The sequence below is a fragment of the Paenibacillus pectinilyticus genome (assembly GCF_001700435.1).
In the GTDB taxonomy this organism is placed as follows: Bacteria; Bacillota; Bacilli; order Paenibacillales; family NBRC-103111; genus Paenibacillus_E; species Paenibacillus_E pectinilyticus.
Map to the genome: position 1 here is coordinate 751,946 of NZ_LYPC01000028.1, position 14,441 is coordinate 766,386.

Sequence of the window (14,441 nt, forward strand, 5' to 3'; positions counted from 1 at the left end):
CCAAGTTTCCCCCTAATAGTTGAAATCGTATATGTTCCAAGACTCTATGAGCCGTAAAACCAATGTAAGCTTACCCTTTCACAGAACCGAGCATAGCTCCTTTAACGAAGTACTTTTGCAAGAACGGATATACCGCGACAACAGGAATCATGGCAAAAATAACCGTTACCGCCCGAAGTGTGCGCTCATTATAAGCTAAACCAGCTGTAGAGACGGCTCCCGTGACCAAGACGTTATCGTCCGTGATGAATTGACGAATCTTGATTTGCAGCGGAAATAAATTCGTATCTTGCAAGAACATCAATGGATGCTGGAACTGGTTCCACAACACAACACCGTAGAATAAAGCCAACGTGGCTAACACGGCCTTAGAAAGCGGAAGTACGAATTGGAACAGCATGCGGAAATATCCGCATCCTTCTATGAACGCAGCTTCCTCCAACTCCTTGGAAAACTGCTTGAAGAATGTGCGCATAATGATTAAATTAAATGGATTTAAGATATGGGGGATGATTAACACCAATGGGTTATTGTAAAGCCCGATACCTTTAACTGTCAGAAAATAAGGAACAAGCGGCGCTTTGAAGATCATTGCAATCACGACACCGATCATAATGACTGGCCCCCAGCGAAATTCCGTTTTCGACAATGGGTATGCAAGAAGGGCCGTGACAAGCAGCGCCAAAATCGTTCCAATTACTGTTGTGCCCAGCGTCAAAAAGAACGACTTCCATAGGTCGGGACGATACATCATAAAATCCCAGGAAGCGAGCGTAAATTCCTTCGGCCAGATGGTGACCAGATTCATATCCACCATCCGTTTAGAACTGAACGATGTCGAGAGCACAGAAAGCAGTGGTATCATTGCTATAACGGATACAAGCAGGAGGATAATTGTAACGACTGAACCGAATAGTTTTTCCCCTCTAGATTCAAGCATGCTTACCACAACCCCCCGTCTGACACTTTTTTAGATAACTTGTTGAACGTAAATACCAGAATGAATCCGATTAAAGATTGAAATAGTCCGACGGCAGTCGCGAAGCTATATTGCCCTTGCTGTATGCCTGTCCGGAACACGTAAGTATCTAAGATATCCCCTACGCTATAAGTCATTGGCGTCTGTAAATTAAATACTTGGTCAAAACCTAAATCCAAGAAGTTGCCGATTTCAAGTAATAGCAACACCAACACGGTCGGCAGCAGCAGCGGAAATGTAACGTGCCGGATTTGCTTGAATCTAGATGCTCCGTCGATCATCGCTGATTCGTATAACTGTGGATCTATTGAACTGATGGCTGCCATGTAGACAACTGTTCCCCATCCCGCGTCTTTCCAAATGGAAGTCAACACATATACAACACGAAAATAGGAGCTTTCCTGCATAACCAAAGTAGGTTCATGGTGAAACCATCCCATTACAATGTTAAACAATCCGCTTACTGAGAATAAATCAAACACAATACCAGATACGATGACCCATGATAGAAAATGTGGTACATACAGAGCCGTTTGAACTCCCTTCTTCAGGGCCGATTTTCGAATTTCATTGATCATGAGCGCCAAAAGAATGGGGATCGGAAATACGATTACAATTCGTAGAAATCCAAGGACCAATGTATTACTGAACACCCTCATAAAATCGGGATAATGGAATAGCGTTTCAAAATTTTTAAAGCCAACCCATGGGCTATCCAAGAAACCTTTAAACACAGAATAGTCTTGAAATGCGATTACGGAGCCCGCAAGTGGAATGTACTTAAATATAATGAGAAAAACTATACCTGGTATGGCCATGACATATAGCGGCCAAAACACCTTCATTCGATGAGATGCAACTGCTTTCACCTTATTTCCCCCCTGATGTTAGAAATGTGATTAGCATCGGCTCTAACTGACTGCTCCATTTCTATTTGATCCAACAATACGGCCATCTGTATCTGTACTCAACCTCGAAGTTCCTCAATACATCACTAAATCCAGCAAATTACCGGTTTAATGGTGGATATAGATATGATTTATTGAAAATGAAGATAAAAAAAATAGAAGCGGAGCGCTTTTTCAGCTTTTCCGCTTCTAATATGAGTCTTTTTATTCTTTGAATTTTCCTGGTGTAATCCCTTTAATTTTTTTAAAGTTACGAATAAAACTGTTCTCGCTAGCGTATCCAACTTTCTCAGAAATCTCAATGACCTTCAAATTCGTATTCTTAAGTAAGTCTTCCGCTTTCTCAATTCGTACTTGTGTAATATAATCGTAAATCGAAGTTCCGGTTTCTTGTTTAAAGAGGACGTTTGCCTGCGACTGACTAATGCTACCTGCCTCCGCTACGTGCGATACGCCAATATTTTCTGGATAATGGTCTTGAATGTACTCGATCATCTTCCTAAAATAATTCTCATGCTTTGTTGGTTTGCGTCTCTTCACTTCTTCTGCTAGGTGGCTAGCTTCATCCAATGCCATTTGATGCAAATCTGAAAACGTCAACGTTTGAAGGGAATCCAACGCATCCATGATTTCCTGAAACTGTTCATCTTCAGGGTCTCTGAATTTCGTTATCATTTCCTTAATTACATTGGAATACCAACGGTATACGTGCAGAGGTTTTGAATTTGACGTTTCCCACTCCATCCGCATTTTTTCTAAAATGCTGTTTGTATATTCCGTCTTTCCTTCTTTAATGCCTTGAACTATTTCATGAATAGTTTCATTTTTAGAGCCAGGGCCTTGCGCTTCTGAATAGGGTAAGGCTTGCTCCGGCACATGAAGTTTTTTATACCCCATATATAAGCGATCTAGCAACAACACCTCAGCTTGCTTGTAGCGACTGCTGAGATCACCGCTAATCGGATTTAGCGATACGGCGACACCTACTGATAATGAAATTTTCAACAGTTTATCCGCCACTTCAATCCCATTCAAAAGTTTATCATAGAGCATAGGCAAATCCGTATCAGTAGACAAGGGTTGTACAATGAGGGCACTTCGATCCTGAGTTAAATCTTCAAACTGCACCCTAAAACTCTCCCCCAGAATTTCCTCGAAAATATTACCTACTGCAAACTTAAGTAATAGCTGATCATCTTGCTTGTACCCATTCAACCAATTGTAATAGGCATCCACCGAAACAATAACCGCATAAACAGGCAAGTCAGAACGCCATTCTGAGTAAAGCAACCGCCATTTTCGATCAAATTCCTTACGGCGCAGTCTCCCATAAACCATATCTTGAATAAATTTGGCTTTTAGTTCTTTGTTACTGCCATGCAAAAAAGTTAGTTGCGTGAGCAGTCTGCCGACATAAGACTCCAACTGAGTGAAGTCAACCTCTAACGCTTCATTCCGATGGCTCCTTACCGTTTTAATCAATCGTTCAATAGGTCTAAACGTAATGCGGTTAACTTGGAAAATAATCAGCATTCCGATCAACATTGTAACCGCGGACACTATGAAAGTCATCGTCCGAATCCAATACAATTTGCCAAAAATCTGTTTCTGAGGGACCGCATAAACGTAATTCCATTGCGTTGAGGCTGAAGTCAGGCGAGTAATAAAATATTTATTGGGGTTCAGCTGCACTTTATTATTTTCACCAATTGAGAATAAAGTTTCTCCTTTTGAGTCTTGAATGATTCGGATTGCCTCATTATTAGTAGTACCTTCCGGAATGATTTGGGAAAATAGTTTGGATGATTTTAAGTTTATAATAAGGTATCCGGATATTTTGTTATCTTCGTATATCCGTTTAATGAAACTTATCATTTCACCTTGATCCTTCATCCTTTTAGCGAAAGTCACATTGTTAGCGTCCTGTTCAGCTAAAGACAATTGAGACAACCAGCCTTTGTCACCAAAGGTATCCATACTGGAATTAAACCCAAAAGGAGAACTGCCAACAACATGGCGATTTTTTTCATCATATAGATAGATACTGTCAATGAGCGAATTGTTTTGAGTTAATGTATCCAACATGGACACAACCCCAAGTATGGTATCCATACTTTTATGATTGTCATAACGCAAGAAATCGATCGTCAGCGGGTCGAGAACAGCATAAATAGATGTTGTCATAATATCGTTCATTTTCCTGTCAACATCGTCCCTGGCGAAGGTCAACATCTGCTGGTGCGGAACTTTAATCTCCTCTAATAGTGAATGTCTGGCGAGGCTGTACATGACAGTACCAACCAAAGCAATAGCGAGGCAAATGACCAGTGTAAGTATGAGAATTAATCTAGTTTTGATATTCGAGAAAATCAGTTTCGCCTTGTACTTATATACATTCATGCTTTCCCCTGCCGTTTTCCCTCATTATTTCTTCTTAGCATACCATTCACGCGCCCGTTTCGTGACTTCGTCTCCACCACTGCTTTTCCATCTTTGAATAAATTCATCAAATTTTTCAATCGGCCAATCACCAACAATAATTTTGGTCATGTATTCTTGATAGAGCTTATTCGATTTAATGTCCGGAAAGCCATCATATATCGATATAGGAATGCCATCCCCGGCAATCCGTTTACCATCTCTTCCAGCTACCATCATCGCATCTATCATCATCTGGGCAACCTTCGGTTCATACTGATCCTGAAGCGTCATAGCCATCTGCTCCGTTGTTATAACTGGAAATAAGTCGATTAGATAAGTTTGATCCGAACTGATAGGCAGTCGCTTCTTTTTGCCATCCTTCATTTCATAATGCTCGCCTTCAATTCCAAAAGAAGCAAAATTACGATTCTCGGGCTTCGCATAAAATTCAAGGAGTTTCATAGCTTCCACTGCATTTTTGGATGATTTAGGAATGGCCCACTCCATATTATTGATGAGCGGTCTCGGGGTAAAACTGTCAAACCCTTCTACCTTGGGTACCGGCATTCCGACAATATAGGCATTCGGATTTATTTTAGGCAAATTTTCAAAGAAGTTTTGCTTAATACCATAGGGAACATGATACCAGACGCCAACCTTATCTTGTTGAATCTTTGCTTTCCATGTCAATTCTTTATTCAAGAATGTTTCATTATCCAGCAATTTGTCTTTGTAAAGTTCTCTGGCAAATATAAGGGCTGCTTTCATATTCGGAGTAACCGCGGAGTACGCCAGTTCATTGTTATACAAATCCCAAACCGGGTTACCTTCTACCATGGCAACACCGTACATCAAGAATATGTCATCCATCCAACGCCCGGCTTCTCGTCCGCTAGTAGGAATTTCGTCCATTAATCCATTGCCGTTGGGATCTTGATCGCGAAATGCCTTAAGAACAGCAACATATTCATCCTTCGTTGTCGGTATCTTCATGTTAACCTTGTCTAACCAATCTTTACGAATCAATGAACTATATCTTGGATACAAATTAACTCTCGGGATAAAATAAATTTTTCCATCTGGAGAATTGGCTCGCACACTTTCCCACACATCTTGAGGAATTGCCTTCCATAAGGTAGGTGCATACTGTGGCAGCAAATCATCCAAGGCTAGCAAAGCACCTTGCTTTAGCAGCGTATCTTCAACCCCTTGAGGTAAGAACAAATCCGGTAGTTCATTGGCAGCAATCTTAACATTTAAACCCTTTGTAAAGTCAGTGCCACCATTCCAAGGGAGGGTTGAGGTGTTAACTACAATACCAGTTTGCTCTTTAACATATTTCATCTGCTTATCTTCTGGTCCAGGCATTCTTCCATAATCACTGAACATGAGAATGTTAACTGTCTTAACTTCCTTTTTCTGTTCACTCTCAGAATTTTTTCCAGCTGCATTATCCTTATTTTCTGAACTAGTACTTGTACATCCTGCCGCTATTAGGGCAAGCAATACGCTTGCGGCTAACAATGCAATCATCCGCGTCATTCTTGATTGTACTGCCATCTTTCTTGCCCCTTTCTATTTGCAACTATTTAAATATTATATCATTGCGAGGTCTTCAGCCCAACATTGTACTTACTTATGGTGAAAATGCGAAAAAAGCCGGAGTCACCGACTTTTTTTCGTAAGATATTACTTGTTCTTTTTAATCTTTGTAAGCTCTCTATTTAGTGCATATATTAACTTATCAGTGAAGTGGTCGGGTGCCATTTCAGCCAGCATATCAATCTTAAATCCTTGCGTCATGCTATACGTTGGTTGCGCTCTAAAACCTTCTCCTAGATATTTATTTAACACTGCTGCCGCATCTTCATTCTCAAAAAGCTCTTTAAACGTGCAACGTGTAGAGTAAACATCATCCGTAAATTGTAATTCCTCGATTTCTCCGTCCAAGTCAGGCATTTGGAACCAGTTCGTAACTTCCCCACCTTTTTCTTCTATGGGAGCTTCATAACTTGGATTGGGTTCTTTAACCTTATTAAATTTAGCAATATCTACGTATTGAGCACTATCCCCTGTGGCTACTGCACGTATTTCATTTATGCCATCAACTAGGCAAACATTATCAAAAATGAAAACCTTATCCGCACTGGTTTTATGTTGAAATTCACTTCCATTTACGTATAGCAATACGTTATCGCAGTTTGAATACACCTTAACTGTAATGCTGCCCTCTGCTCTATCAACAAAGCGCTTACTGGTGATATGAACAAATTTTTCCTCAGACCAATGCGCTTTATACATATAAAAGGCATCTTTCTTGATCTTTCTGTCATAGGAGACTAGTCCCTTGTTGTTTCTTCCCTGGACTCCGCCTTCATCTCTGATATTTGCTCCGAAATCAAACATGTTCCATACATACGTCGCCCAAAGATAAGGTCTTTCCGAGAAAGTCTTCCAAACCTTTTCATGAAACAGGGCATGATATTCTTCCGTATAATCTTTTACCTTTGGATCAGAACTATGATATTGGACAATACCTTCTGCCCCATATTCGGAAATACACAACGGTACATCGGGGTTGATACGGTGGAACTTGTCCAGCCAAGGAGCAAAATCCTCAGTCTTCCCATGATACCAACCATAATATTTGTTGTAACCAATCACATCCGTTATCCGGTTGTATTCATCTTCCTCATTAACAAATAGCACATTGGCCATCGTCGTTAGCCTTGTAGGGTCTTCCTTTTTCGTCAATGCATTCAGCTCTCTAACGAGTCTTCTAACCTCTGGTCTTTCACCGCCGATTTGAATTTCGTTTTGAATCCCCCAGAAGATGATCGAAGGATGATTAAAGTTCTGTCTGACCAACTCAACCATTTGCTGCTTCGCATTCATTCCTTCCAATTCATTCTGTGACATAATCGAAATGAATGGGATTTCTGCCCAAACGACCATGCCTTCTTGATCACACAAATCATAAAAGAATTGACTGTGCTGGTAGTGGGCTAACCGGATGGATGAGGCACCGATTTCTCGAATGTAGCCCATGTCTTCGACTTGCTCTTGTTCCGAAATAGCCCAGCCCATATCCTTCCTGTCTTGGTGTCTGGATACACCGTTCAAAGTCAGATGCTCACCGTTTAAGTAGAAGCCTTTTTCAGGATTCACATGGAAGTATCTGACGCCAAAAGGGATCGACAACGCATCAATCGTGTCATTAAAGCTAATCAAGGATAGGTTGGCACTGTACATATACGGATTTTTTCGCCCCTGCCATAGTGTTGGGTTATCAATGACGCAAGGCAGTTCTACGGTTTGTGTTTCTCCTGCAGCGAGCACAACTTCCTTCGTGGCATAAGTGGCAACTTGCTTGTCGGCATCCACAATTTCGACCCAAAGATTAATCTTTTTCTCTTCCTTACCATCATTCACAAGGATAGATTTAATGTTCAGTTTGGCTCTTTCTTGCGTTACTTCTTCCTGAACAATATAAACACCCTGTGAACCTTGATCCATTAAGTCAAAATGAACAGGAGAAGTAACAACCATGTTCACATCACGGTAAATCCCGCCGTAGAACGTAAAGTCTGCTTTCTGCGGATAAACATCATCAACAACGGTATTGTCCACTTTTACAGCAAGTACATTAGCAGTACCATATTTAACGACATCTGTTACGTCGAACCTGAAGATGGAATATCCACCTTTATGCTGGCCCAAATGTTGGCCGTTCACATAGACATCCGTGATGCTGTTCGAGCCTTGGAACTCAATAAAAAGTCTATTTCCTTCATAAGCGGGCTCAACCGTAAAAGTCTTTCTATACCAGCAGGCACCTTGGTGATATTCGTAGCCATTTGCGCCGTCCACGGAATTCCATGTATGAGGAATAGTTATACTTTGCCAATTCTCATGTGTGAACTCTACACTTTCAGCATGCTCTATGTTCTGCCGAATAAATTTCCAAGTATTATTGAACCCAATCGTTTTTCTCATTGTGCAGCCACACTCCCTACTTGAATTGTAAACTGATATTTGCCGCTTCCCACCGTAACAACAATACGTCCATCTTCGTAGTGAGCATCTGGGTAACCACCTGATACACCTTTGAGATCTTCTTCATTGCCTGCAAGCATGATCGTCGCCGTCGTATTCGTCGGGACCTCAAACTGATACACTATGCCATGATCCATTCTTTCCCATATCGATGTAATCGTGCCATATGGAGACTCATACGTAGCCGATGCATGGGTCAGTGTTCCACCAACCAAAGGCTTCAATATAAAATGTTTGTAACCAGGCGTCTCCCAGACAGGACGAATACCCGCTATACCTGCAAAGAGGAAGTTGCACACAGCACCATAGGAATAGTGATTGAGTGACCCTGACAATTCGCCATCAGGCTTTATACCTTTCCAACTCTCCCAAATCGTCGTTGCTCCGTTGCTGACGGCATACAGCCATGAAGGGCACGTATCCTGCTCTAACAACCGGAAAGCGACATCTGCGTGACCGTAATCCGCCAGCACTTGAAGAATGAACGGTGTTGAAAGAAAACCTGTGTTCAAATGATAGTCCTGTTCCACAACCAACTGTGCAAGCTTGTCAGCAACAGCTTGTTTCTTATCCTCAGAGGCTAAGTCAAAAGCAAGTGTACGGACATTCGGTGCCTGTCTGCCTTCTAAGATGGAGCCATCATCCCTAATAAAATACTGGTTGTATACGCGTTTAATTTTCTCATACAGCGCTTGGTACTTGGCTTCATCCTCTGTCCTCTCGAGCACAGCTGCCATTTCAACCAACAAACGAGTCGAATACGCGAAATACGCGGTAGATACATCTGGATGATTTCCTTTGGTTTTAGTGAGTACGGCCATGAGATCTCTCATTTCCGTGTCTGTTTCAAGCCACTCTCCCCAATGGAACTTCGTATCCCAAATGTAATCAGCGTCACGTTCCCCATCCGTAAAATGGTGATAAGCAGGCGAATCCTGGAATAGCTCATTTGCATTCTTCGCACATGCAGCCATGTAATCGACCCACGCTTTGGCGGAATTAAACTGCCTCTCTAAGATAGTTTTGTCTCCATAACAAAGATACATCGTCCATGGAATGATAACCGCCGCATCGCCCCAACCTGCGGAACCGTCAAGAATACTGGCTGTACCCGGTTTCGGCCTGCGCATGGCGACCATCGGGTTGTTATTGTGCTCCATAAATCTTTGCCATTCCTCCATGCTGTGATGCCCTATAACGGTTGGTACTGTGCTGCCGACTGATCCGTCAGCAAATTGTTCTGCAGCCACGTCAGCCATCCATTTTTCAAAGAAAGGGTACACATGCATGAAATCTGACGCCGTTCTAGCGAATACTTGTGCGTCCCCTGTCCATCCCGCTCTTTCCCGTGTTGGGCAATCTGTAGGCACCTCCATGAAGTTGCCCTTCTGGCTCCATTTGGAGTTAGATACTAACTGCGTAATTAACGGATTCGAACAAGTGAAATCTCCCGTTTCGTCTGAGTCGGAGTACACCGCCACAGCTGTAAAATTCTCAGGTGTGATTTCTCCCGGATAATTCTTGACGAGTACATAACGGAAACCAAAAATTGAAAAACGTGGACTATAACTCTCTACACCATCACCAGCTGTAATGTAATGAACCTCTTGGAAATCCTCCAATGTTCCATGTTCTGATAGATTTTGTAGGGTGAAGTTTCCTTGCTGATCTAAGGCTTCTCCATGGATAAGTACAATCTCAGTCCCTGCATCACCTTGAACGTTCATTTCTACCCACCCAGCAATATTTTGACCTAAATCGAGAATCGTCTCTCCATTTGGCGTGCGCATCACTTTAGGAGTAAATCTTTCCTTCGCTCTTACCGGGACACTTCGGGTAGCGATCAAATTGTCGAATCCATCAGCTTTGAACTGGACTGGCTCCCATGTGGAGTCGTCGTACGACGGCTGGTTCCACCCCTCGATGTTGATTCTAGCGTCATACACATCACCGGCTTTCATATCCGATTTCAGCAATGGACCGCTAGAAGTTCTAAAAGAGTCGTCACTGCCGATGATTTCACGGCTGCCATCCTCGTAGTTCAATACGAATTGCCCTAAGAAAGCTACTTTATAGCCAAAATTGTTCATGAGACTTGCTCCGCCTGTAGCTCCTCTCCACCAACCATCTCCGAGGATGACACCTAGTGCATTTGAGCCTTCTTGCAACAATGGCGTTACATCGTAAACCTGATATTGCAAGCGTTGATGATACGAAGTGAACCCTGGCGTGAACAGATGATCCGTCCCTTCAATTCCGTTCAGATAAAAACGGTATAACCCCTTCGCAGTAAGGCAGGCTCTAGCTGATACAAGACCCTTTTTTACAGTGAATTCTTTACGAATATAGGGAGAAGGTTTATACGCGGATATGTCGACTTCTGATTCCGGTTCAATCCAATGAGCTACCCAATCTGAAGTCTGCAACATCCCTGTTTCAAAAAATACAGAACTACTAAAGGATGACTCTACTCCCTGATTGCTCCAAACCTTAACTCGCCAATACACGCGCTCAAGTGATCTTAATTCCGGACCTTCATACAAAATACCCTGCGATTGGCTCGTATCCACCTTGCCACTGTCCCACATCAGATCAATGAAGCTCTCGCTTGCTGAAGCTTGAACTTGATAGGCGGTTTGTAAAACGTTCCTGCCGTCACTACGGAGTTTCCAGCCGAGACGAGGCTTTTTGGCATCCAGTCCCAATGGATTTTCCAAATATTCCGTTCGCAATGCTTTGACTTCCAACATGTCAGAGACCTCCTTTAGCTACGAATTATGTTTATATTGAAACCAATTGAATGACGCTGGTGCTTCGCAACGTTTGCCATTACCAGTCGCATACAAGCCCAAATACACACCTGTAAAACCACCGGCCACTTCTGTGGAAAGGAGCGAGCACTCCCCCGAACCAAAGGATTTACGTTCTCCATTCGGTGCCGCGAAAAAGAAGGTATACTGAGCAGGCTCTGCATCCAAACCGAGGATGATGTCGTTGCCTTCATAAGCCTCTTCCAGCTCCACTCTCCATAACGAGCCAATTCGCCTACGGAATATGACTTTGCGCCCTCCATCCCCGCCACGAGTCAGCGCGATCTCATAATGAAAGCGATTGTTCATAAACACGGTAAGTCCCGCTTCCTCGCCTTCATGAACGGGATCAAATGACAGGAGCGTAGCAACGCTGCACTTGAAATGCTGCTGTCTCCGCCCAACGAATGCGGGAGAACCCGTATCATTCAGGGTCACTTCTGAACCATGAAGCGTCAACCAACCCGGCCGCGATTCAAGAGACCAATCCTCGTCACGTGGATTTCTTAAAAAATTCCACTCCAGCCCCAGCTGGTTGGCATTAAAATCACCAACGTCTGGCGTTGCCGTTTCATCGAGTGCGATTGGGAGTGTTCCAACGTCCATCTTCTCAGCAATCTTGCCATTATCTCCGATCACCGGCCAGCCATCCGCTGACCATGTAACTGGAGCAAGGAACGTTTCTCGTCCCAGATGGTGATGCCTTCCGCTAAATGGAACGGATACAGGACGAATGCCCAGGAAAACCGCCCACCAACTTCCATCCTCCAACTGGACAAGATCCGCATGACCTGTCGCTTGAATGGAACTTCCCGTACTCCGGTGGCTTAGGATCGGATTGGCAGGATTGCTTTCGAACGGCCCGTATGGTAAAGCGCTCCTTGCGATCGTCACCATATGGCCGTACTCGGTTCCTCCCTCTGCAATCATCAAATAATACTGCCCATTCACCCGATACAGGTGAGGGCCTTCCGCTGATTTACCACCAGTGCCCTGCCAAACTAGACGACGTTCGGATACCAGCTTACCTGACGCGATGTCGATTTCCGCTTGATAAATCCCCTTGGGTTCATCTCCAAAAAATCCACCAGTACCTGTAATGTAAACACGCCCATCTTCATCAAAAAACAGAGACGGATCCACACTGGGCCACTCTGGCCATATCGGTTCAGACCATGGCCCTTCAGGGCTCTCAGCCCATACGTAGAAATTGCGAAACATTTTAACATTCGTTGTAATCATATAGAAACGGCCGTTATGGAAGCGAATGGTTGGCGCATAGATACCCATCGAGCTTCTGCAGCCTTCCAGATCCAGCTGGCTCTGGCGGGTGAGGCAATGTCCAATCTGCTTCCAATGAACGAGATCTTGACTATGAAAGATCGGTACTCCCGGGAAGTATTCAAAGGAACTTGTAACAAGATAAAAGTCTTCCCCTACACGACAAACACTTGGGTCTGGATGGAAGCCTGGGATAACGGGGTTTGAATATTGAATAGTCGAATTAATCATGCTATCGCCCTTTCTTTGTTTAAAGTTCTTCTACCATCATAAAGTCAATTAAAATCACTCACTAACACTCTCACGACTTATAAATAGTGTTTTACCGACATCCTTTTAGCTTAAAAAGACAATGAAAAAACCAGGCCCATAATAATGGAAACCTGGTTTTTAAAGTTCTTATTTTTTGTTTACTGCCGCCCAAGCGTCAAGCTGTTTTTGCTTCTCCGCGATCACTTTATCGATACCTGCAGCCTTCAACTTAGCTCTGAAGTCGGATAATTTATCCGATGGATCCAGTAATCCTGACTCCAAGCCCTTTGCATATTGATCTGTGACATTTTTCAGCGCAATAACCTCATTTTTGACAGGCTCTGAATTGAATGTGAAGCCGATTGCTTTGGATTTAATTGCTTTTTGATTAGCCTCTGCTGTCAATTTCCACATGTCCTGCAAATCTGACTTCATCAGATAAGCGAGAGATGGATTCGCGTATATCCAGCTTTGAATCGAATATCCAACGGTTTTCGCATCTACGCCTTGCGGGTAATCAATTGCAGTATCAGAAGTCTTCACGTAGTGCTTACCTTCAATACCGTATACAAACAGATTAGCAAGATCCTTATCTGTGTACATTAAATTCATGAGCATCATGACACGTTCTGGGTTGGTAGAGTTAGCCGAAACCGTCCACAATCCCGATTGCGTAGTGGATGTAGTCGCATAAATATTAGGCATTAACGGGGCAAATACAAGTTCTTTACCATTTGCTCGTGTTTCCGATTCCAAGTTGCCAGGTCTTAGTCCGATGAAATATGAAAATGCCTTGTCCGCTTTCAACAAATCAGAACCGTTAGCTTGTGTTGTCGCGGCATCCTTATTGATGAATCCTGCCTTCGCCCAGCTATGAACCTTGTTCAAATAATCCTCATACTCTTTGGTCTCAAACAAGTTTACGACCTTCAGACCATTATCATATCCAGGTAACACGCCCAAACGATCACCTAGCTTATCGTACCAAACATAGAAATCCGACGGCATGGATAAGCCGGCACCTAGTGGAGCAATGGTTGGCTCATTATCCTTGATTGTCTTGTACACTTGATCAAGGTCATCAATCGTCTTAATGGATGCCACATTAATTTTGTACTTATCCACTAAATCTTTGCGCATTAGGACCCCAGGAACCCCTGTTGTGTAATCCTTATAGACAGGAACACCGTACGTCTTCCCTTCAATTTTTGCACTGTTTAGATAAACGGAATCGATCTGCTTTTTAATACCAGCGCCATACTTATCGAGCAAATTATCGAGCGCAACTATTTTTCCTGTGGCCACATCAGAGCTGTAACCTTGCCCAAATTCAAAGAACAAATCTAGTTTCTCACGACCAGAAGTCATTAAATTCATTTGTTGTGACCAAGCCCCGATACTAATAGGTAAGATTTTAACTGTTGCATTGATTTTGGCCTTCGTAATTTTGTTAATTTCATCTTGCACCAATTGGATATCTTTAGGTACCGCTCCGAATGCCGGAATAGCAATTGCGATCTCATAAGGATCTTTCGTCACATTGCTCGGAGTGGTACTAGGAGCTGGCGTTGTAGATGTAGATGCAGTAGCACCATTACTTTCTTCCGTTTTCGAAGATGAGCATCCAGCAATCATTCCCGTTAACATAACTGTGACAAGCGACCATGTCGCCAACTTCAATTTCCTTTTCATATCGTATCCCCCCAAAAGTATGAATCATTTACACCTTCATCA

The 14,441-nt window shown here is 43.0% G+C and carries 8 protein-coding genes; all 8 read right to left on the reverse strand.

Annotation, left to right across the window (positions count from 1 at the left end):
- Positions 1–70: 70 nt before the first annotated feature.
- Entirely contained in the window at positions 71–940 is an 870-nt protein-coding gene (locus tag A8709_RS30965) for a carbohydrate ABC transporter permease (RefSeq protein ID WP_065858506.1), read from the reverse strand.
- A 2-nt stretch (positions 941–942) separates the two neighbouring features.
- Positions 943–1,848: an ABC transporter permease gene (locus A8709_RS30970; RefSeq protein WP_065858508.1), complete on the reverse strand. Its 906-nt coding sequence runs from the start codon at positions 1,846–1,848 to the stop codon at positions 943–945.
- Between the two features lie 243 nt (positions 1,849–2,091).
- Complete coding sequence (locus A8709_RS30975; protein WP_065858510.1) at positions 2,092–4,287, reverse strand: AraC family transcriptional regulator; 2,196 nt, start codon at positions 4,285–4,287, stop codon at positions 2,092–2,094.
- Between the two features lie 24 nt (positions 4,288–4,311).
- On the reverse strand, positions 4,312–5,868 hold the full coding sequence (locus tag A8709_RS30980; RefSeq protein WP_065858512.1) for an extracellular solute-binding protein: 1,557 nt from the start codon (positions 5,866–5,868) through the stop codon (positions 4,312–4,314).
- A 129-nt stretch (positions 5,869–5,997) separates the two neighbouring features.
- Complete coding sequence (locus A8709_RS30985; protein WP_065858514.1) at positions 5,998–8,304, reverse strand: glycoside hydrolase family 2 protein; 2,307 nt, start codon at positions 8,302–8,304, stop codon at positions 5,998–6,000.
- The gene (locus A8709_RS30990) at positions 8,301–11,114 is read right to left on the reverse strand and encodes a family 78 glycoside hydrolase catalytic domain (protein WP_065858516.1); all 2,814 of its coding nucleotides are present in this window, start codon (positions 11,112–11,114) and stop codon (positions 8,301–8,303) included. Before A8709_RS30990 ends, A8709_RS30985 begins: the two co-directional genes overlap by 4 nt.
- Before the next feature lie 18 nt (positions 11,115–11,132).
- Entirely contained in the window at positions 11,133–12,686 is a 1,554-nt protein-coding gene (locus A8709_RS30995) for a glycoside hydrolase family 43 protein (RefSeq protein WP_084225647.1), read from the reverse strand.
- A gap of 168 nt (positions 12,687–12,854) precedes the next feature.
- The gene (locus A8709_RS31000; RefSeq protein ID WP_065858518.1) at positions 12,855–14,399 is read right to left on the reverse strand and encodes an ABC transporter substrate-binding protein; all 1,545 of its coding nucleotides are present in this window, start codon (positions 14,397–14,399) and stop codon (positions 12,855–12,857) included.
- Between the last annotated feature and the right edge of the window lie 42 nt (positions 14,400–14,441).

What these genes read in the sequence shown, in the direction of transcription:
- A8709_RS30965 (WP_065858506.1), bottom strand. Translation starts at nt 940, where the DNA reads ATGCTTGAATCTAGAGGGGAAAAACTATTCGGTTCAGTCGTTACAATT.
- A8709_RS30975 (WP_065858510.1), bottom strand. Translation starts at nt 4,287, where the DNA reads ATGAATGTATATAAGTACAAGGCGAAACTGATTTTCTCGAATATCAAA.
- A8709_RS30980 (WP_065858512.1), bottom strand. Translation starts at nt 5,868, where the DNA reads ATGGCAGTACAATCAAGAATGACGCGGATGATTGCATTGTTAGCCGCA.
- A8709_RS30985 (WP_065858514.1), bottom strand. Translation starts at nt 8,304, where the DNA reads ATGAGAAAAACGATTGGGTTCAATAATACTTGGAAATTTATTCGGCAG.
- A8709_RS30990 (WP_065858516.1), bottom strand. Translation starts at nt 11,114, where the DNA reads ATGTTGGAAGTCAAAGCATTGCGAACGGAATATTTGGAAAATCCATTG.
- A8709_RS30995 (WP_084225647.1), bottom strand. Translation starts at nt 12,686, where the DNA reads ATGATTAATTCGACTATTCAATATTCAAACCCCGTTATCCCAGGCTTC.
- A8709_RS31000 (WP_065858518.1), bottom strand. Translation starts at nt 14,399, where the DNA reads ATGAAAAGGAAATTGAAGTTGGCGACATGGTCGCTTGTCACAGTTATG.